Below are 22,143 nucleotides of genomic sequence, written 5' to 3'. Positions count from 1 at the left end.
GGGAAGGGCGCGCGGACTTCGTTACGTCCGCTTAATCAATCTGGATTAGGGGAATCGGGTCATGCGCACGTTGCTCCTTTCGCTCGCGGCCATCGCCGCTGCCCCCGCCCAAGCCCAAGACCTTCGGGACTTCTGCGCGGATCGACCCGGGCTCGGCACGCCGGCCTGCACGCTCGATCCTGGCCACGTAATGGTCGAGTTCGGGCTGGCCGACTGGACGCTCGATCATAAAGGGCCTCAGCGGGCGGATACGACGACCTTCGCCGACACGCTGGTCCGTATCGGTCTGGACCCGCAGACCGAGGCGCAGGTCGGATGGACCGCCTTCGGCCTACAGCGGCAGCGCGACAGCCTTGCCGGGACGGTCGATCACGGTCGTGGCATTGGCGACGTCACGCTTGCGCTGCGTCGAAACATCAGCAGCCCGGACGGATCGGGCTTTTCGCTCGCCGTCATGGGGACCGCGACGGTCCCGACCGGCGGTCAGACGATCGGGGCGGGGGACTGGGATGCGAGTCTGCTCGTCCCGCTATCGTTCGATCTCCCGGGCGATCTGAACGTCCAGCTCACGCCGGAAATCGATGCCGCGGTCGACGAGGACCGGCAGGGACGGCACATCGCCTATGGCAGTGTCGTCGGTGTGCAATTGCCGGTCGGCAAGACGCTGTCGGCGACCGGGGAACTGTCGATCTTCCGGGATGACGATCCCGTCGCCCATACGACCAAATCCGCGGCAGGCCTGTCGGTCGCCTGGCAGCGCAGCGCCAATCTGCAGTTCGATGCAGGCGCCAATTTCGGCCTCAATCGGACGACGGACGATCTCGAACTCTACGTCGGGATCGCCCGCCGATTCTAAGCCTCAGGCAGCGACCGGGATCATCCGGTTGCCACCGGCCAGGCGCATCATCGCCTTCTGCAGCTTCTCGAACGCGCGCACCTCGATCTGACGAACGCGTTCGCGGCTGACGCCGTACACCTGCGACAGCTCCTCGAGCGTCTTGGGGTCGTCGGTCAGGCGACGTTCGGTCAGGATGTGCTTTTCACGGTCGTTGAGCTCATCCATCGCCGTCACAAGCATGTCGTGGCGCACATCGGCTTCCTGCGCGTCGGCGACGATCGAGTCCTGCAACGGCGCGTCGTCCGCCAGCCAATCCTGCCACTGGCCCTCGCCATCCTCGCGCATCGGCACGTTGAGCGACGTGTCGCCGCCCATCGCCATGCGGCGATTCATCGAGGTCACCTCTTCCTCGGTCACACCCAGGTCGGTTGCGATCTTGGCGAGGTGTTCGGGCGACAGATCGCCTTCTTCGAACGCATCGAGCTTGGACTTCATGCGGCGCAGGTTGAAGAACAGCTTCTTCTGCGCGGCCGTCGTGCCCATCTTCACCAGCGACCAGCTGCGCAGGATGAATTCCTGAATCGACGCGCGGATCCACCACATGGCGTAGGTCGCCAGGCGGAAGCCCCGGTCGGGCTCGAACTTCTTCACGCCCTGCATCAGGCCGATGTTGCCTTCCGAGATGAGCTCGGACACCGGCAGGCCATAGCCGCGGTAGCCCATCGCGATCTTCGCGACGAGCCGCAGGTGGCTGGTCACGAGCTGTGCGGCCGCGTCGGGGTCGCCATGATCCTGAAAGCGCTTGGCGAGCATATATTCCTGCTCGGGCGCAAGGATCGGGAATTTCTTGATCTCGGCGAGATAGCGGTTGAGGCTCGCCTCACCGCCGAGCGCAGGAATCGTCGCTGGGACGTTGCTGCCATTTGCCATGATCGTGCCTTTCTCCTTGCTGGACCATGCCGCACCGCGGCGAAGGTCCTAGACCTTATACTCGAAGCTGGTTGAACAGTTCCTGCATGTCAGCCGGCATTTCGCTTTCGAACGACAAAGCGACGCTTGTTATGGGATGAATGAACCCCAGCCGCGCCGCATGCAACGCCTGGCGCCGGAAACCGAGCGTTTCCAGAAGCGCGCGGTGTGACGACTTGGTCCGCCCGTACACCGGATCGCCGACCAGCGGATGCCCGAGCGAAGCCATGTGCACGCGGACCTGATGCGTTCGCCCCGTCTCCAGCCGACATTCGACGAGCGCCGCATCGCGAAGTTCACGAAGTTCACGCCAATGGGTGATCGCGTGTTTGCCCCCCGAAACGATCGCGACCTTCTTGCGGTTCTGCGGCGACCGGGCGAGGGGGGCGTCGACCGTCCCGGCCTTCACGCGTGGCAGCCCGGACACGATCGCCTTGTATCGCCGGTCGATGCTGTGCGCCTTGAACTGGCGCGCCAGCCCTTCATGCGTCCGATCGGTCTTTGCCGCGACCATCAGGCCGGAGGTGTCCTTGTCAATGCGGTGGACGATACCTGGCCGCGCGACACCACCGATGCCCGACAGCGAGCCCTGGCAATGGTGCAGCAACGCATTTACCAGCGTGCCGTCAAGGTTGCCGGCGGCCGGATGGACGACCAATCCCGCCTGCTTGTCGATAACGATCAGATGCTCGTCTTCGTAAACGACGGTGAGCGCGATATCCTGCGGCTCGTTATGTGCCGGTGTCGGGTCAGGTACGGCGATGTCGTACAGGCCATCGCCGACCGCCTTCTTCGCCGGATCGCGCACCAGGCCGGCGGGACCCGTCACGGCGCCCGACGCGATCAGCACCTTCAGCCGTTCGCGCGACATGGTCGGCACCGCGTCGGCCAGCGCACGATCGAGCCGCCAGCCATCGGCTGCCGCGGCGATCCGCGCTTGAATGATGGAAACCCCCCGGTCCATGAGTGATGTCTAGATGGGAAATGTCGTCCGAATTTCAAGTAGCACGCTGGCCGCGATCCGTGCGGAGATCGCGTCGGCGCCCGACCGTGAAATCTGCGGCCTGCTGTTCGGCGAAACCGCTATAATTCGCGACCATCAGCCATGCCGCAACGTCTCGCCGGAGCCCGCGGTCGCCTTCGAGATCGACCCTGCCGCGCTGATCGCCGCCTACCGCGCAGAGCGACAGGGTGGGGCAAGATTAATCGGCTGCTACCATTCGCATCCCTCGGGCGACTCGCGTCCGTCGCGACGGGATGCGGCGGATGCCGTAACGGAAGGTTGGCTGTGGCTCATCGGATCGCCGTCGTCGGTACGGGCGTGGCGAGTGGAGTCGGATGGACCGGTGCAGGATCGCTTCCGATCCGTCGATCTTGCCCCGATCGATAGCGCCTGAACGGTTGCGGCATGGCCGGTCGTTCCTGTAAGGCCGCCGCTTCCCCAGGAGCACTGCCCCTTGCCGACATCCTCGACCGAATTCGCCAGCCTGCTGTGTTCGCGCCTGTGCCATGATTTGCTGAGCCCGATCGGCGCGCTTAACAACGGGCTGGAGCTGTTGGCCGATGAAACCGATCCCGAGATGCGCCAGCGGTGCCTGGACCTGCTGTCCGACAGCGCGCGAGCATCGGCGAACAAACTGAAGTTCTTTCGGCTGGCGTTCGGTGCTGCGGGCGGCTTCGGCGAACGCGTCGACACGCGCGAGGCACAAGCGGCGGTGATGGGTCTTTTCGGCGATAATCGCCGCGTCACCATCGGCTGGATGATCGAGGATCCGACCCTGCCGAAGGGGGCGATCAAGGTGCTGCTGAATTTGGTGCTGATCGCTGGTGACGCGCTGGTCCGCGGTGGGCAGCTGGATATCGGCGCCGAGCAGCGCGACAATCATGTCGAGATCGTCGTGCGCGGCGAGGGGCAGCGGATCGTCCTCGACGACGAACTGCGCGGCGCGCTGACCGGCACGTCGACCGCCGCGGTGACGCCGAGGGCAGCAGCGGCGCACCTCGCGCGTTCGCTGGTGGTCGAGAACGGCGGGTCGCTGCAGGTATCGCCGCCTGATGCATCGGTGTTGATGTTCGGAGCGATCTTCAACGCAGCGTGACGTCCTGATCCTCCCTTTTTGGTAGCGGCGGGAGGCTCGGAATCGCCTCGACGCCGTAAACGCCGATTTAACCGAAGCCCGGCCATGGTCGCACCCGACTGCCAACGGGGCTTCAGGTGGACGAGCTACTTCAGGAATTCATTGCCGAAACGCGGGAGACGCTCGAAGCACTCGCCGGGGAGATCGTGGCTTGGGAAGCCGATCCGACCGATCGCGCGCGCCTCGATGCGATTTTTCGTTTCGTCCACACCGTCAAGGGAAGCTGCGGCTTCCTCGACCTGCCGCGCCTCGCGCGGCTGAGCCATGCGGCCGAGGACGTGCTGGCCGCCGTCCGGGACGGGCGGCGGACGCCGGACCGCGCGCTGGTCAACGCGGTACTCGCGGTTGTCGATCGCATTGGCGAACTGGTCGAGGCGATCGATGCTCAGGTCGCGCTGAACGACACGGGCGAAGATCTCCTGATCGCCGCGCTTGCCGAGGGGCGCGAGGTCGTCGTGCAGGCGCCGGCCCCGGCCGGCCAGCGCAACGGCAGCCGGAGCGTCCGGTTGAGCGTCGACCTGCTCGATCGGATGATGTCGGGCATGTCGGACATGGTGCTGGCGCGTAACGAGCTGGCCCGCCGTATCCGCGACGAAAATCCCGACCCCGCGCTCGAGGCATCGCTGGAACGCCTGTCCGCGACGGTGGCCGACATGCGCGAGACGGTCACCCGCACGCGCATGCAAAAAATCGAGTCGCTGTTTTCGGCGCTGCCGCGGATGGTGCGGGATACCGCCGCCAGCCTGGGCAAGTCTGTGATCGTCACCGTCGACGGCGCCGACGTCGAGCTGGACCGCGAGATGATCGAGGTTCTGCGCGATCCGCTGGTCCACATCGTCCGCAATTCGATCGACCACGGCATCGAGACGCCGGCTGCGCGACGGGTTGCAGGCAAGCGCGAAAGCGGTCGGCTGACCGTCAGTGCGCGCCAGGCGGGCAATCAGATCATCGTCGAAATCGCCGACGACGGCGCCGGGATCGACGCGGACCGACTGATCGCCAAGCTGGCGGCCAACGGCGCCCGTGATGAACGCGAACTTCGCGGCCTGTCGCCGCGCCAGCAGCTCGAGCTGATCTTCGAACCCGGCCTGTCGTCGAAGGACGAAGTGACCGAGATTTCCGGCCGCGGCGTGGGCATGGATATCGTCCGTTCGGCAATCGAGGGGATCGGCGGGCGTATCGAGCTGGACAGCACGCGCGGGCAGGGGCTGCGGATTGCAATCCACGTGCCGCTGACGCTGTCGATCATCCCGACGATCATCGTCGGTGTCGGCAACCAGCGCTTCGCCATTCCGCGGCAGGCGATCGAGGAGATCGTGAGCGAGAGCGCCGAGGCGATTCGCATCGATCACGTCGGAAGCACGACGTTGGCGACCGTCCGCGAACGTCGTTTGCCGATGCTCGACCTTGGCGAACGCCTGCAACTGGCGGGCGACGGCGGCACGCGGATGCTGGTCATCGTCGGGATCGGCGTCGGCAGCTATGTGATCGCTGTCGATTCGGTGCACGACACCGAGGAACTGGTGATCAAGCCGGCGGCGCCGGCGATCATGGCGTGTGGCCTGTTTGCGGGCCAGACGCTGCCCGACAACGGCCGGCCGATGCTGATGCTCGATTGTTCGGGATTGGCGGTCGATGCCGGGCTGACCTTCGTCCGCGAGGTGCAGGAAGAGGACGGGGCAGTCGAGGCGCAGGCGTTGGGCGTCGAGGCGCTGCTGTTCCGCGATATCGACGGCCAGTTGCGCGCGATCCCGCTGGCGGCGGTGGATCGCGTGGAAACGGTCTCGGCGGACCGCGTCGGTACCTCCGGCGGCGCGCTCCGCCTGGTCGTCGACGATCAGATCATTCCTCTGGTCGCGAGCGGTGAGTGGCGGGGGCTGCCGACGATCGACGTCGTGCGTATGACCGACGGTGGGCAGGAAATGGGCTATGCGATCGCCGAGGCGCTCGACATCTTCACCCTGCCGGAAAGCATCGCCGACCCGGTGATGCCGGGTCTGGTCGCCGGCGTCGCGCTGGTCGATGGCAATCCGGTCGAACTCATCGATCCGTTCTGGCTGTTCTCCACTGCCCGATCAGGCGGCGGGGCGACCGAGCAGCGTCAGCCGACCTGCGCGATCGGCAAGGACCCGTGGTTGCGCGGCTTCGTCGCGCCGATGCTCGCGCGGGCCGGCTACCGGGTGATCGAGGGCGCGGACGGCATAGCCGCCGATGCGGTGCTGACCCTCGACCCGATCCCTGCGCCCAATGCGATCCGGCTGAGCGATACGCGCAGCGACGGGGCGGGCGCCATCTATCGCTATGACCGCGACGCTATCCTCGCCGCGGTCGAGGCCAAGGTTGCAGGAGTGCGGCGATGAGCAGCCGTCTGAAGGAGCTCTTCCTGATCGCCCACATCGCGGGCCGGACCTTCGCCATCTGTTCCGAACAGGTCGAATCGGTTGTCGACATCGGTGAAATCACGCCGGTGCCGCGCGCGCCCGAGCTGGTGCGGGGACTGGCGACCCTGCGCAGCCGCGTGGTGACGGTTATCGACACGCGCACCGCGCTCGGCCTCCAGGGGGAGGGAAACGCCGCACGGGCGGTGATCGTACGAGTCGACGGGCATCATTACGCGATGCTGGTCGACGCACTCGACGATGTCTCGGCCTTCGACCTTCAGCCGCTGGCGAATGGGACGACCATGGCCGCGAACTGGCGCGGCATCGCAAGCGGGATCGTAGAACGGGACGGGGAGCCCGTGCTGGCGATCGACCTGACGGCGCTGGTGCCGCGCCCGGCCGCCGCGGCGTGAGACCAGATCGATCCATTTTGACTGTTAACGTCACGCTTACGTCTGTCGACGCATGGTCGGCTGAACCCTCGCAGCAGAAAGTGCGCAGATGAAGACCTGTCTCGTCGTCGATGATTCCAAGGTGATCCGCAAGGTTGCCCGGCACATCCTCGAAACGCTCGAGTTCGAAGTGCGCGAGGCCGGCGACGGTCGCGAGGCGCTGGAAAGCTGCCTGCAGCAGGCGCCGGACGTGATCCTGCTCGACTGGAACATGCCGGTGATGAGCGGAATGGATTTCCTGCGGGCGCTGCGCGATTCGGACATTCCGACGCGCCCCAAGGTCGTATTCTGCACGACCGAGAACGGCATGGCCTACATTCGCGCCGCGATCGAAGCGGGCGCCGACGAATATGTCATGAAGCCGTTCGATCGCGAGACGCTCGAAAGCAAGCTGCAGATCGTGGGCATGGCCTGATCGAGACGTACCGTCCGTTGAGCCGAGGACGACCATGTCCGCACTCTCGCCCACCCTTCACGCCGACGCGCCGGTTCGCAGCGTCCTGATCGTCGACGATTCGGTCGTCGCGCGGGCGGCGCTTGGGCGGATGATCGATTCGACCGACCGTTACGTCGTGATGGGCGCGGTGGGCGGCGTCGCTGCGGCGTTGGCGTTCCTGGCGCGCAACCGGGTCGATATCATCCTGCTCGATCTGGAATTGCCCGGGATAGACGGGCTGAGCGGTCTGCCCGATCTGCTAGCGGCCGGGCAGGGCGCGAAGGTGATCGTCGTGTCGGCGACCGCCGGCGACGGCGCGCTGGCGACCGTTCAGGCGCTGGCATTGGGCGCGGCGGATACGCTGGAGAAACCGCGCATCGGCGCCTTCGCCGGCCGCTTCGGCGCGTTGCTGCAGGACAAGCTCGACCGGCTGGTCTGGTCCGATGATGCGGTCGTCGTGCCGGCGCCACCGCCGCGAGCCGGGCAGATGCCGCAGCTGGGCGGCTTCGACATCGTCGTCGTGGGTGCGTCGACGGGCGGCATCCACGCGCTGAGCGCCGTGCTGCGCGCGCTGCCACCCAGCTTTACCAAGCCAATCCTGATCACCCAGCATCTGCCGGCATCCTTCATGCCCTATTTTGCCGCGCAGATCGCGCTGATCGCAGCGCGGCCCTGCGACGTTGCCGAGCATCACATGCGGCTGCGACCCGGGCGGATCGTGGTGGCGCCGGGTCACGCGCATATGTGCCTGACCGCGACAGGCGATGGTGCCGCCATCCGCCTGTCGACCGAGCCGGCGGCCAGCGGCTGCCTGCCATCGGTCGACCCGATGTTCGCATCCGCCGCCCAGGTCTATGGCAAGCGCGCGCTGGCGGTCGTGCTGAGCGGGATGGGGCGTGACGGCAGCGTCGGCGCCCGCGACCTGTTGCGGGCGGGCGCATCGGTGATCGTCCAGGACCGTGCGACCTCCGTGGTCTGGGGCATGCCGGGCGCGATCGCCAGCACGGGCGACGCAACGGCGATTTTGCCGCCGGAAGAGATCGGTCGGCTGATCGCGCTGCGCGGGGCAGCGGCATGAGCCGGGAGCGAGCGACCGTCTGGACCGATGGTGGAGCCACGCCGGTCGCCGTCGCAATCGGCACGATCGCCGCGACCTTCGAGCGCCAGACCGGGCAGCTGTTAGGCCCGCAGCGACTGTGGCGCGTCGAATCGGCGCTGACCCCGCTGGTCCGCGATATTGGCCTGACGACGCTGGACGAGCTCGCCGCCCGCCTGACCGGCGACGGGTGCGCGGCGCTCACGCAGAAGGTTGTCGATGCCTTGCTGAACCAGGAATCTTCGTTCTTTCGTGACCCTGCGACGCTGGACACGGTTGCCGACGCCGCAGTCGCGATGCGGGCGGCGCACCCGGATCGCCGGCTGCGGATCTGGTCGTCGGGGTGCTCGGCGGGACAGGAACCGATCAGCCTGGCGATCCTGCTCGACGAGCGTGGGCTCGACGAATCGACGTACGATATCATCGCCACCGACGTGTCGGTGGAGTCAGTTGCACGCGCCAAGACCGGGACGTTTACCCAGTTCGAGATCCAGCGCGGCCTGGCGATGGGGCGGATGATCACCTGGTTCGACGGCAACGACACCAGCTGGACAGCGAACCGCGAACTACTGCGACGCATCCAGTATCGTACGCAAAACCTGGTTTTCGATCCGCCGCCGCCGGGATTGTTCGACCTTATCCTGTGCCGCAACGTCATGCTCTATTTCTCACCGGAGGTCCGCCGCAGCGTACTGGGCACGCTGGCTGACGCGCTGCGGCCGAGTGGCCTGCTGGTGATGGGCGCAGGCGAGACGACGATCGGCCAGACCGACCGGTTTGAACCGTCGAAACAGTGGCGCGGCACCTATGTCCGCAGCGATCAGCCGCACTGACGGTTGCGTTTCGCGCGCGGCGCTCGCAAGCTGATCGCCGCATGGACTTCATCGACACGCCTTCGCCCAATTTCGACGAGCGGCTGCTGCCGATCTGCGCGATCGTGCTTCACTATACCGGGATGCTCGATGCGGAATCCGCCCTGCAACGGTTGTGCGATCCGGAAGCCAAGGTCTCGTCGCACTATCTCGTGTACGAAGACGGGACGGTCCATCGGCTGGTGCCGGAAGAGAAACGCGCCTGGCACGCCGGCAAGTCGCACTGGCGCGGCCTGACCGACCTGAACAGCGCGTCGGTCGGGATTGAGATCGTCAATCCGGGACACGAATATAAATATGTGCCGTATCCGCCTGCGCAGATCGATGCGGTCGTGCGGCTGGTCGCCGGGATCAAGGACCGGTGGCAGATCACGCGTGGCAACGTCGTCGGCCATTCGGACATCGCGCCCGCCCGCAAGCGCGATCCCGGCGAACTGTTCCCGTGGCACGAGCTCGCCCGGCGCCGCTTGGCGCTGCCGCGGCCGACCAAGAACCTGATCGACCCGCACTGGACCGAGGCCGGCTTTCTATTGGCGCTCGAGCGGTTCGGATACGACGTCACCAATCCGATGGCCGCCATCGTTGCTTTCCAGCGACGCTTCCGCCCCGAACTGGTCGATGGCGAGATCGATGCGGAGTGCCGAATGATCCTGCTCGCGCTCCTGCTTCCCAAACCCCAAGGTGACGACTAAAGCCGTTGTCGCCAGAGGGTCGGGCGGCCGCGGGTGCTTCGTGAAGCACGCGAGGAAAGTCCGGGCTCCACGGAAACGACGGTGGCGGGTAACGCCCGCCGGGGGCGACCCCAGGGACAGTGCAACAGAGAGCAGACGGCCGGGTTGCGACCCGGTCACGGTGAAAGGGTGCGGTAAGAGCGCACCGCGCGACCGGTAACGGAAGCGGCACGGTAAACCCCACCGGGAGCAAAACCGAATAGGGACGGCATAGGGGCCTCGTTCCGGCCCGTCGTCCGGGTTGGTTGCTGGAGGCGGCGCGCGAGCGTCGTCCTAGAGGAATGGTCGCCTATCCTTGCTGCAAGGCAAGGTGGACAGAACCCGGCTTACAGACCCTCTGGCACTTCGCCGAGACGATTAGCGGTGCTAATCGCCGGTGCGCAGCACGGCGAAGCACGGCCGGCCCCGCTGTCGAGCAAGGACCGACGGGCCTGTGATTTACTCGCATGTCCGCGCCTTCCGGAGACGTGACCCGCTTGCGTCCCGCGTCCACCACCCTATGTCACCCGGAATGGCCCGCCAGACACGATCCGATAACTGGGGCTTCCCCCGCTGGGGCGGCTATGGCTCGTCGCGCGAGGCGACAACCGTGCGGCTGTGCGACCGGCACGGCTGCGAGGAACCGGGCAATTGCCCCGCACCGAAGGCGCCGAACAGCCCGGAACGCTGGTATTTCTGTCAGACCCATGCGGCTGAGTACAACAAGGGCTGGGATTATTTCGCCGGCCTGTCGGCCGAGGAAGCCGCCGCGCGCGAGGCGGACGAGCGGCGCGATGCGGGTGGGTTCCAGCAGTCCAAGCACAACAGCTGGGCGGGGCCGGGCGACGGCACGCGTTCGCGTGACGAGATGCGTGCGCTCGACGTGCTCGAGCTGGAGCCGGACGCCGATTTCGAAGCGGTGCGCGTCGCCTGGCGACGGCTGGCGAAGGAAAGTCACCCCGACGTCCGGCCGGGCGATGCCGAGGCGGCCAAGCAGTTCCAGGCGATCCAGGCCGCGTACGAGGTGCTCCGCGTCGCAGAGGATCGCCGCCAGTGGAAGCCGGCATGATCCGTCGCCTGCCCTCCGGGTGGCAGGATGCGATCGTCGTGTGCGGGAAATGTTCGAAGAAGCTGGACGGCGGCTTCGGCGATCGGGGCAAGCAGTCGTTAGCCAAGGCGCTGCGCAAGCGGCTGGGCCTGAGCAAGGGCCGCAAGGCGACGGTCGGCATCGTCGAGACGAAGTGCCTGGGCGTGTGCCCCAAGCGCGCGGTCGTCGTCGGGCGGGCCGGCGGGTGGCTGGTGGTACCGGAGGGAACTGCGGTCGACCGGGTCGTGGCAGAGCTGGGGCTGGGCGTGAAGCGCGCGGCGAACGATCGGGATGCGGCTTGACGCTTCCTCGTACCCCGGCGGAGGCCGGGTTCTAGGTGCCGATGGCCTCAGTTGTGGGCCGATCGCGGTGGTCATTGCAACTGGGCCCCGGCCTTCGCCGGGGAACCGCTCGGTGTAGAAGCATCATGCTGTGGTCCCGCAAGGACGGGAGCCTGAAGTCACAAGCGCTATGGCTCGCCGCCTTGAGCCTCCGCTACGCGAGAGCCTAACGAAGTCTATGCGTACCGCTCAGCCGTCTTGCGGATCAGGGCGATCATGTTCGGGATCCCTTGGGTCCGGTTCGAACTCAGCTGGTTTTTCAGGTCGAACGGCGCCAGCGCGCTTTCGATGTCGGTCGCCAATATGTCCGCGGGCGTCCGGTCCTGCACGCTCAACAGAACGAGCGCGATGATCCCCTTGGTGATCGCGGCATTGCTGTCGGCCAGGAAATGCAGCGTGCCGTCGTCGTGGACGGTCGGATAGACCCAGACCGAGGCCGAACATCCGCGCACCAAGGTCGCATCGGTCTTGAGCGCTTCGGGCATCGGCTCCAGGTCGCGGCCCAGGTCGATCAGCAGGCGGTAGCGATCGTCGGCGTCGAGGAAGCCATATTCGTCGGTCAGGTCGGCGAGGGTCGTCATCCCTCGCCCCTACGCCGGGGGTGGCTCAGAGGTCCACCCCGGCGGCAATCGCTTCCAGCTTGCGGATGCGTTCCTTGAGGTCCGCGATCTCGATGCGGGCGCCGGCGCTGGGCACGCTGGGGGCGTCGTCCATTTCGCGGCGTGCGGACATTTCCTGCGCCTTCAGCGCCAGCCATCCGCGCCAGCCGTTCAGTGCCGCCATCGTCACCATGCCAAGGCCGACGAGGCCGGCGGAGGCGAGGGTCAGGTAGTAGTTCGGATCGGTCATCGCTCCATACTCCCTTTACGTATCGAATGTCAGTCGCGGGGGCCGCGCAGCTTCTCGATCTCGCGATCGAGGCGCAGGCTACCTTCATTGTCGGTCACGACGCGTTCCAGAACCTGGATGCGCTCGCGCAGGTCGGCGATCTCACCCTTCAGGCGATGGTTCTCGGCGCTGACGGCGGCATCGTCGCGGATGCTGTAGTCGCCGTGACGGTCGCGTCGGATGCCCATCTTCGCCTTGATGATGCTGCTGAACATCACGATCGCGACGATCATCACCACCATGAATTGGCCACCGGACATAGTCGTAACTCCCTCTGATGATTTTGTTTTTGTATAGCTGGCCTATTCGGCCGGGTGGAGTGCCGCTTCACGGGCGGCGCGGCGGCGGGGGCGATCGACGCGCTCGGTCAGAAAGCAGCCGACTCCGGCCACCGCCGCCATGACGATGCAAAATACCAACATTGTTTTGTGTCCTTGAGAATTTGGTTGGGCGGAAAGTGCCGCCCACACCCCTCGTCGTCTCAGTTGAGCGGCGGGACCGTCCGGTCGTCGCGCAGCCGCTCGATCTCGTCCGCGACCGCCACGCCGCGGTCGGTCGCGATCCGCTCCAGCACGCGCACCCGCTGCTCCAGCCGTTCGGTGTGAGCGGCATATTGCGCCGCCTTTTCAGCGGTTTGGGCGTTCAGCGCCTCGGCCATCACTTCCTTGTGCTTCAGCCAGCGCCTGAACATCTCGCTGCCGATGCCGAGGATCACCGGCAGGCCGACGACCACGAAGACGATCATGAAAATCGAAAAGCCGTTCATCGGTCAGTCCTTCAGCGCAGGGCGTCGATTTCGCGGGCGGTCCGCTCGGCAGGGTCGGTGGCGATGCGCTCAAGCACCGCGGTCCGCTCTTCCAGCCGGCTGACCTTGCCCTGCAACGACGCGTTCTCGGTGCTCAACAGCTCGATCTTCCGCTTGTCGGCGATCGCCGTCTTGCTCTCGCCGGTGCCGCCCCATTCGTCGGTCGGCTCATAGCCGTGCTTGGCGCGGATCCAGTTGTTGATCAGCCAGCTGCCAGTGCAGATCGCCACGATCATGATGACGAATGTCGGGCCACCCCATTCCATCGTCCGTCTCCCCGTTTGAGGCCTGCGCTTAGCGCAGTGCCTCGATCTCTTCGGCCAGACGCGTATTGCGGCTGGTATAGTGGGTCTCGATGTCGGCCAGGCGCCGATCGAGCTCGCGGAACTTGCTGCGGACTTCCGCGGTCGAGCGTTTGGGGTTCGACCGGACGCCCTGCCAGAACTTCTCCTGGTCCGGCGTCTCGTAGAGGTCATAGGGCTTCTTCGGCGCGAGCCAGCCGGCGGCGACATAACCGATCAGCGCGATGCCGTTGCTGACGACCGTCAGCAGGACCATGCCGACCCGAACCAGCGTCACGTCGATCCCGGTGTAGTCGGCAATTCCGGCGCAGACGCCCATCCACTTGCCGTTGGGCTTGTCGGTATAGAATTTCGTGCGGGCAGCCATGGGTCAGTTCCTCCGCGAAAAGTCATAGTCTTGGGTCGAGCTCAGGCTGGGCGACGCATCGGGCGTCGGGGCCGAGAGCTGGCGGAAATCGGGGTTGTCGGCGGCGACGATGCGTTCGACGGTCTGCACCCGGTCTTCGAGACGGCGGGCGAAGTGATAGAGCTCATCGAGGAGCTTTTCGTCTTCGTCCGTGATCTTCGGAGCCTGCTTCCACTTGGTGACATAGTGGAAGACGAGCCAGGGCAGGCCGATGAAGATCGCGATGATCGCGATCGCGCCAACTACGAACTCACCCATCTCAGCCCTCCTTGCTCAGGCGTGCCTTCAAAGCGGCGAGTTCGGCGTCGACCTTGTCGCTGGAGCGCAGGTCGGCGAATTCGTCCTCCAGCGTGCGGATCGCACCCAGGCCGGCGGCATCGGCACGCCCCTCTGCCTCGTCCACGCGGCGTTCCAGCACGTCGAAGCGCGAGAAGGCCTCGGTCGTCTTGGGGCCGGCGTACATGTCGCGCAGGCGGAAGCGGTTGTTCGCGCTTTCCAGTCGCGTCTCGACCGAGTTCTGACGGGCGCGGGCTTCGCTCAGCTTCTTCTGCAGCTTGGCGATGTCGACCTCATAGGCACGCAGCGCGTCGTCCAGAACCGTGATCTCGGCGGTCAGCTGGTCGCACATGTCGGCGGCCTTCTGGCGTTCGAGCAGGGCAGCCTTGGCCAGATCCTCGCGATCCTTCGACAGCGCCAGTTCGGCCTTTTCGGTCCAGCTTGCCTGCAACCCTTCCAGCTTGATGACGTGGCGGCGCATTTCCTTCTGGTCGGCGATGGTGCGGGCGGCCGATGCGCGGACCTCGACCAGCGTGTCCTCCATCTCCGAGATGATCATGCGGACCATCTTCGCGGGATCTTCGGCACGGTCGAGCAGGTCGGTCACATTGGCGGCAATGATGTCGCGGGTTCGGGAGAAGATACCCATCGAAAACTCCTACACTCACTTCGCATGATCTGCCGGGGTGGGGCGAGGGATCCCACCCCGGCTCGCCTGGCCCAGGGGCCTGTGCCAGACGGTTGATCATAGCATTGCAGGGGGCGTGCCAAATCCAAAAACGGGAGATTTTCGACGTTTTTCGTCGATCGTTGCGCAGGCGTGATTTCCAGGGTTGCTAACAGTTGGTGGAATGCGCCATGCCTCGGCACATGGCCATTCAGCACACCCAGGTCGTCGGACAATCGAGTGCGTTTCTCGACTCGCTGGAGCGCGCCAGCCGCGCCGCCGCGCTCGATCGCCCGGTGCTGGTGATCGGGGAGCGGGGGACGGGCAAGGAGCTCGTCGCCGAGCGCCTCCACCGCCTGTCGCAGCGCTGGGACCAGCCGCTGGTCGTGATGAATTGCGCAGCGTTGCCGGAGACGCTGATCGAGGCCGAGCTGTTCGGGCATGAGGCGGGCGCCTTCACGGGGGCGACGAAGACGCGCGCCGGTCGGTTTGAGGAGGCGGATGGGGGCACGTTGTTCCTCGACGAACTCGGCACACTCAGCATGGCGGCGCAGGACCGGCTGCTGCGCGCGGTAGAATATGGCGAGATCACCCGCATCGGCGCGTCACGGCCGACGCGGGTCGACGTGCGCATCGTGGCCGCGACCAACGAACATCTGCCCGACCGGGTGGAGAAGGGGACGTTCCGCGCCGACCTGCTCGACCGGTTGAGCTTCGAGGTGATTACCCTGCCGCCGTTGCGGGCGCGATCGGGCGACGTCATGGTGCTCGCCGATTTCTTCGGGCGGCGGATGGCGTCCGAGATCGGGCGCGATCGCTTCCCCGGCTTCGGCGCGCATGCCACGGACCAGCTGACCAATTACCGCTGGCCAGGCAACGTCCGCGAATTGCGCAACGTCGTGGAGCGGGCGGTGTATCGCTGGGACCGGCCGGGTCCCATCGACGAGATCGAGATCGACCCCTTCGCTTCGCCGCATCGTCCCGGCGCCGCGCGCGCCAAGCCGGTGGAAGCGCCACAGCCGGGATCGAATGTGCCGACCGACGAGCCGGTCGTCGCCTGCGAGGAAGGGCCGTCCGACTTCAAGGCGCGCGTCGCCCGGTTCGAGCGCGAGCTGCTCACGAAATGCCTGGCCGAGCATCGCTACAATCAGCGTCAGGCCGCCGCTGCCCTGGGGCTCAGCTACGACCAATTGCGCCACGCCCTGCGCCGTCACGGGTTGCTCGGCGCGGGCTGACCACCCATATCGCCGCCGTAACGATCGCGGACCCCGACGGGCGCCCGCGCGTTGCTGCGACGACATTCAACTGGAGACGACGATGGCCTTCGAACTTCCGCCGCTGCCCTACGCCTATGACGCGCTGGAGCCGACGATCGACAAGGAGACGATGACGCTCCATCACGACAAGCATCACAAGGCCTATACGGACAAGCTCAACGAGTTCGTCGAGGGCGACACGTCGCTGCAGGGCAAGTCGATCGAGGAGATCATGTCGAGCCTGCAGGGCAAGCCGGCAGGCCTGCGCAACAACGGCGGCGGCTATTGGAACCACGACTTTTTCTGGAAGTCGATGAAGGGCGGCGGGTCGGAGCCGACCGGCGCGCTCAAGGACGCGATCGAAGCCAAATGGGGTTCGGTCGATGACTTCAAGGAAAAGTTCAATGCGGCGGGCGTCGGCCAGTTCGGGTCGGGCTGGGTGTGGCTGATCGTGGGCCAGGACGGCGAACTGGCGATCACCTCGACGCCGAACCAGGACAATCCGCTGATGGACGTGGCCGAAGTGAAGGGCACGCCCATCCTGGGCAACGACGTGTGGGAGCACGCCTACTACATCTCGTACCGCAACGTGCGCCCGGACTATCTGAAGGCCTGGTGGAACGTGGTCGACTGGGACGTCGCCAACGACCGGTACGAAGCGGCGAAGAAGTAAGTCTGCAAAAGTCCTCTCCCCATGTGGGGAGAGGGTTTGGGAGAGGGGAAGGGGTCTCACCGAGACCTGAGCCAGCGGCACTGCCCCTCTCCCAACCCTCTCCCCGAGCGGGGAGAGGGCTTTCTACCCCTCCGGCGGCACCGGCGTATCGCCATCCACCGCCAACCCGTTCTTCAGCAGCATAGGAATGTTGGCCATCGCGAACAGGAACGTCGCGGGCATCACCACCCACAGCTTGAACGCCGCCCAGCGGGACAGGTCGTCACCCGGCGCGAGCACTCGCCACGCGACTTCGTTGGCCACCGCCATCACGGTGAAGAACGCCGCCCAGCTGATCGTCAGCTTTCGCCAGCCCTGTTCGGTCAGGCCCGGATAAGCGCTTTCCAGCATCAGCTTCAGCATGGGGCGGCCGGTCACGACGCCGAACGCCAGGATTCCGGCGAGCATGGCATAGACGATGGTCGGCTTGACCTTGATGAAGGTCGTGTCGTGGAAATACAGCGTCAGCGCCCCGAACACGAGCACCAACCCGCCGGAAAACCACAGCATCGGCGAGATGCGTCCGAGCTTCACGCGCGACACGACCATCGCGGCGGCGATGGCAATCATGAAGGCGACGGTCGCCGTCAGCGCCTTGGCGATCTGCGGCCCTGGCGCGAGCTGGTTGACCGCGAAGAACACGACCAGCGGGCCGGCGTCGATGCCGAGGCGAAGGAGGGTAGAGGGAGCTTTTTCGGTGGTCATACGCGTACCCTATACAAGCCCCTCCCCGTCAGGGGAGGGGTTGGGGGTGGGGTGGCGTCTCACAGAGACTGGCGCCCGCGGACAGGCCCCGCCCCGACCCCTCACCTAAAGGGGAGGGGCTTTCGTTACAGAAGTTCATCGACCCCGGCGATCATCCGTCCCACCTCATTCGGGTCGAACGGGCGCAGGTCGTCGATCTTCTCGCCCACCCCGATCGCATGGATCGGCAGGCCGTATTTCTCCGCCGCCGCGACCAGCACGCCGCCGCGGGCGGTGCCGTCGAGCTTGGTCATGACCAGCCCGGTGACCCCTGCGACTTCCTTGAACACCTCGATCTGGCTGAGCGCGTTCTGCCCCGTCGTCGCGTCGAGTACGAGCACGACGTCGTGCGGCGACGCCGGGTTGAGGCGGCCAAGGACGCGGCGGATCTTGGCGAGTTCGTCCATCAGTTCGCGCTTGTTCTGGAGGCGCCCGGCGGTGTCGACGATCAGCACGTCGATCCCGGTCGCGGTCGCCTGCTTGACCGCTTCGTAGACGATGCCGGCCGCGTCGCCGCCTTCGGCCCCACTGACGATCGGCACGCCGATCCGCTCGGCCCAGGTCTTCAGCTGGCCGATCGCAGCGGCGCGGAAGGTGTCGCCGGCGGCGAGCATCACGCCGTAATCCTGCTCCAGAAACAGATTGGCGAGTTTGGCGATCGTGGTCGTCTTGCCGCTGCCGTTGACGCCGATCACGAGAATGACCTGGGGGCGCGGGAAGGCTTCGATCTCGAGCGGCTTGGCGACGGGGGCGAGTGCCTTGGCGATTTCCTCGGCGACGACGACGCGGATGCCGAGTTCCTCCATATTGCGCTCATACTGGCCATCGGCGAGCCGCTGACGGACGCGCGCCGATGTGGCCGGGCCGAGGTCGGAGGCGATCAGCGCTTCTTCGATATCGTCGAGCGTCGCGTCGTCGAGCCGCGCAGCGCCCAAGCCGGCGAGGTTGCCGGTCAGGCGATCGGAGGTCCGCTTGAACCCGCCGAGCAGGCGCTGGGACCAGGAGGGGGTGGTGCTCATGCCGTTACAATACCTTCGTCGTTCCCGCGACGGGGCACCCCATGAAGTAATACTTCATGGGGACCCCGATGGCGGGAATCAATTAACCGAGTGCTCAGGGAATTTGCCCCCGCCTGCGTGGGGGTGACGCTTTGCAGCGAGCCGACTGGATATACGCAGTCGAGCTCTATTTCCGCGAAGTTGTCCGCACGTCCGCGGTCACCGGGCGCCTCGATCAGCACGCGCTGCTCGGTCCCGATCAGCGAAGCGAGCCACGCCGCGCGATGCGCCTCCGCTGCCGTGCGCAGCCGCGTCGCGCGCTCCTTGACCACAACCGGCGCGACTTGCGGCATCCGCGCCGCGGGCGTGCCGGACCGCGGCGAATATGGAAACACATGGGCATGGACGATGTCGCAATCGGCGATCAGCGCCAGGCTGTTCGCGAACATCGCCTCGTCCTCGGTGGGGAAGCCGGCGATGATGTCGGCGCCGATCGCGATCGCCGGCCGCTTCGCCTTCAGTCGCTCGACCAGCGCGACCGACTGCGCGCGGCTGTGGCGGCGCTTCATGCGCTTGAGGATCAGGTCGTCGCCCGCCTGAAGGGACAGGTGGACGTGTGGCATGACCCGCGGCTCGCCGGCCAGCAGGTCGAACAGGCGATCGTCGATCTCGATCCCATCGAGCGACGACAGCCGCAGCCGGGGCAAGGTGGGGACGAGTTTCAGGACACGCTCGACCAAGTGGCCGAGCGTCGGCGCGCCGGGCAGGTCGTGGCCGTAGCTGGTCAGGTCGACGCCGGTCAGCACCACCTCGGAATGTCCCGCCGCGACCAGCCCCGCGATCCGTTCGACGACCGCGCCGGCCGGAACGGAACGGCTCGGGCCGCGGCCGAAGGGAATTGCGCAGAATGTGCAGCGGTGATCGCAGCCGTTCTGAACTTCAACCAAAGCGCGGGCGTGGCCGGCAAATCCGCCGCTTATATCCCGCCCCTCGCGTTCGCTCGGGACGAACGGGAGGGGGGCGGTCCAGTGGTGCGCTGCAAGCTTGTCGAGATTGCCGACCACGCGGTCGACCTCCGCCATGGCGGCAAATCCTGCCGGGTCGATCGTCGCGGCGCATCCGGTCACCACGATCTCCGCCCCCGGCCGCCGGCGGCGCGCGCGACGGATGGCAGCGCGGGTGGCCTTCACCGCTTCGTTCGTCACCGCACAGCTGTTCACTACCACGACGTCGCGGGCCCCGAGATACCCGCGGATCGTTTCGCTTTCGGCGATGTTGAGTCTGCAGCCGAGCGTTATCACCTCGGGCGCCAAGGGAGCGAGCATGACGGGGCACTTAGGATCAGGAACGGGTGAAGTCTATGACGCCGCGAAGAAGGTCAACGACTTCTGGTTCGCGCTGAGCGAGGAACAGCAGTTCGGCAAGGATCCCGCGCTCGACCGTGCCATCGCGGAGCATTTCGGACAGATGCGCCAGGACGTGCTGGACAGCGACGCGCTGGGATGGCGCGGGGAGCCCGAGACGATCCTTGCGGCAATCATCCTGCTCGACCAGTTCAGCCGCAACATCTACCGCGGCCAGGCCAGGGCGTTCGAGGCCGATCCGCTGGCGCTGTCACTGACCCACGACGCGCTCGACAAGGGGTGGGACGGCGTGTTGCCGCCCAACCGAGTGGTGTTCCTGCTGATGCCGCTGATGCACGCCGAACAGGCCGATGCCCAGGCGCTGAGCGTCGCCAAGTTCGAGGCGCTGGGGCGTGAGAACAACGCCGCCTTCGCGCGCGAGCACAAGGCGGTGTTCGACCGTTTCGGCCGCTTTTCGGGGCGCAACGAGGCGCTGGGGCGGGGATCGACCGAGGAAGAGCTCGACTATCTCAGCCAGCCAGGCGCCGGCTGGTAGCGTCTGCCATCGGGGTTCCGGTCGAGGTCGGCGCAGGAGCGGCCGCGAGCATCCGTCGCTCGGCCAGCAGGCGGCGCGCGCCGGCGACGGACAGCGGCTTGCCGTAATACCAGCCCTGCGCCTTGGCGATGCCGAGCGCGACTAGCCGTTCCTGAATTTCGGCATCCTCGACGCCTTCCGCGGTGACCGGCAGGTTCAGGCTTTCGCCCAGGCGGGCGATGGCACCCACGATCGCCGCCGAATCCGGGCTCTCGGTCATCGATGTGACGAAGCTCTTGTCGATCTTGATGCGGTCGAACGGCAGCGCGCGCAGGTGCGCGAGCGACGAATAGCCGGTGCCGAAATCGTCGAGCGCCAGGCGCACGCCCTGGTTCTTCAGGCTACCGACCGTCGATTGAGCCAGGGTCAGATTGTCGAACAGCGAGCTTTCGGTGATCTCGATCTCGCAGCGCCTGGCCGGGAAGCCGGTTTCGGTCAGGACCTTGATGATCTTCTGCGCCAGCCAGGCGTCGCGCAACTGCCATGGCGAGATGTTGATCGAGATGACAAGCTCGGGATCCCAGTCGCGAGCGGCCGTGAACGCCTGGCGCATGATCGACAGCGACAGATCGGCGATCATGCCGGTTTCCTCGGCAATCGGAATGAAGGCCTCCGGGCTGATCAGTCCGCGCGTCGGATGTTCCCAGCGTGCCAGCACCTCGAACCCGGTCAGGCGCCCCGTCGCCAGGTCGACCTGCTGTTCGAAATACGGGACGATCTCCTGCCGCGGGATGGCCAGCCGCAGCCCGCTTTCCATTTCGTTGCGAGCCTGCAACTCGCGCTCCATGGCGGCATCGAACCAGGCGAAACGGTTCTTGCCCGATTTCTTGGCGGCATACATCGCGATATCGGAGGCGCGCAGCAGCGTTTCGATCGATACGCCGTCGACGTCGGACCGGGCGATGCCGATCGACGCGGAGATGTGACAGCGAATGCCGTCGGCGTCGAACGGCTGCGCCATGCGGCTGACCAGTTTCTCGGCGATGCGGACCACGACCTCGGCATTGCTCGAATCGAACAGGAAACCGCAGGCGAATTCGTCTCCGCCAAGCCGCGCCATCAGCGCATTGGGCGGCAGCACGCGTTCCATTTCGCGCGCGACCACGCGCAACAGGGCGTCGCCGACGGCATGGCCGTGCATGTCATTGACCGTCTTGAAGTGATCGAGGTCGATCCCGAGTACGGCAAGTGCTTTGCCACGCTGCACCGCGCGGGCGACCATCGCGGCGCCTTCCTCTGTCACGCTGCGACGATTGAGGAAGCCGGTCAGCGGATCCCGTGCCGCGAGCAGGTTGGCGCGTTCCTCCGCCGCGGCGCGGTCTTCCACCTCCTGCCGCAGTGCGCGATGGCGCCGCCAGCCGAGCATGATCAGCGCGACGTTGAGGATCAGGGCCAGCGCCAGCGGCTGGTCGACCGGATCGGCCGACTGATTGACCATCCGGTCGAGCGCGGTCGTCAGCACCGAGCTGCCGATGCCGACGAACATGAGGATCGCCGCGACGCAGACGGCCCCGGTCATCAGTTCCGCCTGCGAGGCGCGCAGCCTGCGACCGCCGGTATCCATCTGCTCGCTTTTCATCCAAACCCCATGACGAAGGCACTGTGCGTGCCTGCACCCGGCGCGGTGTAGATCGGGTTAAGGCGGCAGCCGGCTTGCGTTTGGCAGACGGACGCGCTAGGGGCCGCGGCGATCGTTCCCTTGGCAAAGGGCTACGTGACGCATCTGCCGCCGATCCTGCCTGTCAGGACGGCGACGCCGGCCGACGAGGTTTCGTCCGCCGGCGTTTTTCGCGTTTCGTGGGCCTGTGCGCAAGGGGTGGGGTTTTTGGAG

General features: G+C 66.2%; 28 protein-coding genes and 1 other RNA gene. 15 read left to right on the top strand and 14 right to left on the bottom strand.

What is annotated here, in order from left to right:
• The first annotated feature begins 61 nt into the window (after positions 1 to 61).
• The gene (locus JW805_09565) at positions 62 to 856 is read left to right on the top strand and encodes a transporter (protein MBN2972261.1); all 795 of its coding nucleotides are present in this window, start codon (positions 62 to 64) and stop codon (positions 854 to 856) included.
• Positions 857 to 859: 3 nt separating this feature from the next.
• On the opposite strand, the gene rpoH is transcribed toward JW805_09565, so the two are convergent.
• Positions 860 to 1,768: an RNA polymerase sigma factor RpoH gene (rpoH, locus tag JW805_09560; protein MBN2972260.1), complete on the bottom strand. Its 909-nt coding sequence runs from the start codon at positions 1,766 to 1,768 to the stop codon at positions 860 to 862.
• A 55-nt stretch (positions 1,769 to 1,823) separates the two neighbouring features.
• On the bottom strand, positions 1,824 to 2,771 hold the full coding sequence (locus tag JW805_09555; protein ID MBN2972259.1) for an RluA family pseudouridine synthase: 948 nt from the start codon (positions 2,769 to 2,771) through the stop codon (positions 1,824 to 1,826).
• Between the two features lie 13 nt (positions 2,772 to 2,784).
• On the opposite strand from JW805_09555, the gene JW805_09550 reads away from it, so the two are divergent.
• The 11 genes from JW805_09550 to JW805_09500 all read left to right on the top strand — a co-directional run bounded on the left by JW805_09550 (position 2,785) and on the right by JW805_09500 (position 11,281).
• The gene (locus tag JW805_09550; protein MBN2972258.1) at positions 2,785 to 3,204 is read left to right on the top strand and encodes a M67 family metallopeptidase; all 420 of its coding nucleotides are present in this window, start codon (positions 2,785 to 2,787) and stop codon (positions 3,202 to 3,204) included.
• 60 nt (positions 3,205 to 3,264) lie between these two features.
• Positions 3,265 to 3,906: a hypothetical protein gene (locus tag JW805_09545; protein MBN2972257.1), complete on the top strand. Its 642-nt coding sequence runs from the start codon at positions 3,265 to 3,267 to the stop codon at positions 3,904 to 3,906.
• 116 nt (positions 3,907 to 4,022) lie between these two features.
• On the top strand, positions 4,023 to 6,305 hold the full coding sequence (locus tag JW805_09540) for a chemotaxis protein CheW (GenBank protein ID MBN2972256.1): 2,283 nt from the start codon (positions 4,023 to 4,025) through the stop codon (positions 6,303 to 6,305).
• Positions 6,302 to 6,739, top strand: a complete 438-nt coding sequence (locus JW805_09535) for a chemotaxis protein CheW (protein MBN2972255.1) — start codon at positions 6,302 to 6,304, stop codon at positions 6,737 to 6,739. The genes JW805_09540 and JW805_09535 overlap by 4 nt, the downstream gene beginning before the upstream one ends.
• Before the next feature lie 88 nt (positions 6,740 to 6,827).
• Positions 6,828 to 7,193 (top strand): response regulator, encoded by a 366-nt coding sequence (locus JW805_09530; GenBank protein MBN2972254.1) that lies wholly within the window; start codon positions 6,828 to 6,830, stop codon positions 7,191 to 7,193.
• Positions 7,194 to 7,227: 34 nt separating this feature from the next.
• Positions 7,228 to 8,292 carry a response regulator gene (locus JW805_09525; GenBank protein MBN2972253.1) on the top strand — a complete coding sequence of 355 codons (1,065 nt, stop codon included), beginning with the start codon at positions 7,228 to 7,230 and terminating at the stop codon, positions 8,290 to 8,292.
• A complete protein-coding gene (locus JW805_09520; GenBank protein ID MBN2972252.1) occupies positions 8,289 to 9,143 on the top strand; it encodes a chemotaxis protein CheR in 855 nt (284 codons plus the stop codon). The genes JW805_09525 and JW805_09520 overlap by 4 nt, the downstream gene beginning before the upstream one ends.
• A 41-nt stretch (positions 9,144 to 9,184) precedes the next feature.
• Positions 9,185 to 9,874 carry an N-acetylmuramoyl-L-alanine amidase gene (locus JW805_09515; GenBank protein ID MBN2972251.1) on the top strand — a complete coding sequence of 230 codons (690 nt, stop codon included), beginning with the start codon at positions 9,185 to 9,187 and terminating at the stop codon, positions 9,872 to 9,874.
• Between the two features lie 11 nt (positions 9,875 to 9,885).
• Positions 9,886 to 10,258: RNase P RNA component class A (gene rnpB / locus JW805_09510), an RNA gene on the top strand.
• A 166-nt stretch (positions 10,259 to 10,424) separates the two neighbouring features.
• Complete coding sequence (locus JW805_09505; protein ID MBN2972250.1) at positions 10,425 to 10,961, top strand: J domain-containing protein; 537 nt, start codon at positions 10,425 to 10,427, stop codon at positions 10,959 to 10,961.
• On the top strand, positions 10,958 to 11,281 hold the full coding sequence (locus JW805_09500; protein ID MBN2972249.1) for a hypothetical protein: 324 nt from the start codon (positions 10,958 to 10,960) through the stop codon (positions 11,279 to 11,281). The genes JW805_09505 and JW805_09500 overlap by 4 nt, the downstream gene beginning before the upstream one ends.
• A 215-nt stretch (positions 11,282 to 11,496) precedes the next feature.
• Here the strand turns inward: JW805_09500 and JW805_09495 are convergent, their stop codons facing one another.
• From JW805_09495 to pspA, 8 genes are all read right to left on the bottom strand, one after another.
• Positions 11,497 to 11,901 carry a SufE family protein gene (locus JW805_09495; GenBank protein ID MBN2972248.1) on the bottom strand — a complete coding sequence of 135 codons (405 nt, stop codon included), beginning with the start codon at positions 11,899 to 11,901 and terminating at the stop codon, positions 11,497 to 11,499.
• 25 nt (positions 11,902 to 11,926) lie between these two features.
• Positions 11,927 to 12,169: a hypothetical protein gene (locus JW805_09490; protein ID MBN2972247.1), complete on the bottom strand. Its 243-nt coding sequence runs from the start codon at positions 12,167 to 12,169 to the stop codon at positions 11,927 to 11,929.
• Positions 12,170 to 12,198: 29 nt separating this feature from the next.
• Positions 12,199 to 12,468 carry a hypothetical protein gene (locus tag JW805_09485; GenBank protein ID MBN2972246.1) on the bottom strand — a complete coding sequence of 90 codons (270 nt, stop codon included), beginning with the start codon at positions 12,466 to 12,468 and terminating at the stop codon, positions 12,199 to 12,201.
• A 221-nt stretch (positions 12,469 to 12,689) separates the two neighbouring features.
• Positions 12,690 to 12,974 (bottom strand): hypothetical protein, encoded by a 285-nt coding sequence (locus tag JW805_09480; GenBank protein ID MBN2972245.1) that lies wholly within the window; start codon positions 12,972 to 12,974, stop codon positions 12,690 to 12,692.
• Positions 12,975 to 12,985: 11 nt separating this feature from the next.
• Complete coding sequence (locus JW805_09475) at positions 12,986 to 13,279, bottom strand: hypothetical protein (GenBank protein MBN2972244.1); 294 nt, start codon at positions 13,277 to 13,279, stop codon at positions 12,986 to 12,988.
• A gap of 28 nt (positions 13,280 to 13,307) precedes the next feature.
• Positions 13,308 to 13,682 carry an envelope stress response membrane protein PspC gene (gene pspC, locus JW805_09470; protein ID MBN2972243.1) on the bottom strand — a complete coding sequence of 125 codons (375 nt, stop codon included), beginning with the start codon at positions 13,680 to 13,682 and terminating at the stop codon, positions 13,308 to 13,310.
• A gap of 3 nt (positions 13,683 to 13,685) precedes the next feature.
• Complete coding sequence (pspB, locus tag JW805_09465) at positions 13,686 to 13,979, bottom strand: envelope stress response membrane protein PspB (GenBank protein ID MBN2972242.1); 294 nt, start codon at positions 13,977 to 13,979, stop codon at positions 13,686 to 13,688.
• A gap of 1 nt (position 13,980) precedes the next feature.
• On the bottom strand, positions 13,981 to 14,646 hold the full coding sequence (pspA, locus tag JW805_09460) for a phage shock protein PspA (GenBank protein ID MBN2972241.1): 666 nt from the start codon (positions 14,644 to 14,646) through the stop codon (positions 13,981 to 13,983).
• A gap of 221 nt (positions 14,647 to 14,867) precedes the next feature.
• Here pspA and pspF point away from each other — a divergent pair, with 221 nt between their 5' ends.
• Positions 14,868 to 15,899, top strand: a complete 1,032-nt coding sequence (gene pspF, locus JW805_09455; protein MBN2972240.1) for a phage shock protein operon transcriptional activator — start codon at positions 14,868 to 14,870, stop codon at positions 15,897 to 15,899.
• Between the two features lie 82 nt (positions 15,900 to 15,981).
• Positions 15,982 to 16,593 carry a superoxide dismutase gene (locus tag JW805_09450; GenBank protein ID MBN2972239.1) on the top strand — a complete coding sequence of 204 codons (612 nt, stop codon included), beginning with the start codon at positions 15,982 to 15,984 and terminating at the stop codon, positions 16,591 to 16,593.
• A 123-nt stretch (positions 16,594 to 16,716) separates the two neighbouring features.
• Here JW805_09450 and JW805_09445 read toward each other — a convergent pair whose 3' ends face one another.
• The 3 genes from JW805_09445 to mtaB all read right to left on the bottom strand — a co-directional run bounded on the left by JW805_09445 (position 16,717) and on the right by mtaB (position 19,699).
• Complete coding sequence (locus tag JW805_09445; protein MBN2972238.1) at positions 16,717 to 17,337, bottom strand: septation protein IspZ; 621 nt, start codon at positions 17,335 to 17,337, stop codon at positions 16,717 to 16,719.
• Between the two features lie 125 nt (positions 17,338 to 17,462).
• The gene (gene ftsY, locus JW805_09440) at positions 17,463 to 18,395 is read right to left on the bottom strand and encodes a signal recognition particle-docking protein FtsY (protein ID MBN2972237.1); all 933 of its coding nucleotides are present in this window, start codon (positions 18,393 to 18,395) and stop codon (positions 17,463 to 17,465) included.
• Positions 18,392 to 19,699 (bottom strand): tRNA (N(6)-L-threonylcarbamoyladenosine(37)-C(2))-methylthiotransferase MtaB, encoded by a 1,308-nt coding sequence (mtaB, locus tag JW805_09435; protein ID MBN2972236.1) that lies wholly within the window; start codon positions 19,697 to 19,699, stop codon positions 18,392 to 18,394. The genes ftsY and mtaB overlap by 4 nt, the downstream gene beginning before the upstream one ends.
• On the opposite strand from mtaB, the gene JW805_09430 reads away from it, so the two are divergent.
• Positions 19,698 to 20,273 carry a DUF924 domain-containing protein gene (locus JW805_09430; GenBank protein MBN2972235.1) on the top strand — a complete coding sequence of 192 codons (576 nt, stop codon included), beginning with the start codon at positions 19,698 to 19,700 and terminating at the stop codon, positions 20,271 to 20,273. The two genes, mtaB and JW805_09430, sit on opposite strands and share 2 nt — an antisense overlap.
• On the opposite strand, the gene JW805_09425 is transcribed toward JW805_09430, so the two are convergent.
• Positions 20,248 to 21,891 (bottom strand): EAL domain-containing protein, encoded by a 1,644-nt coding sequence (locus tag JW805_09425; protein MBN2972234.1) that lies wholly within the window; start codon positions 21,889 to 21,891, stop codon positions 20,248 to 20,250. The two genes, JW805_09430 and JW805_09425, sit on opposite strands and share 26 nt — an antisense overlap.
• Between the last annotated feature and the right edge of the window lie 252 nt (positions 21,892 to 22,143).

Source organism: Roseomonas aeriglobus, from assembly GCA_016937575.1.
GTDB lineage: Bacteria > Pseudomonadota > Alphaproteobacteria > Sphingomonadales > Sphingomonadaceae > Sphingomonas > Sphingomonas aerigloba.
The sequence above is the reverse complement of the archived record's forward strand: the minus strand, read 5'-3'. Positions and strand labels throughout refer to the sequence as shown.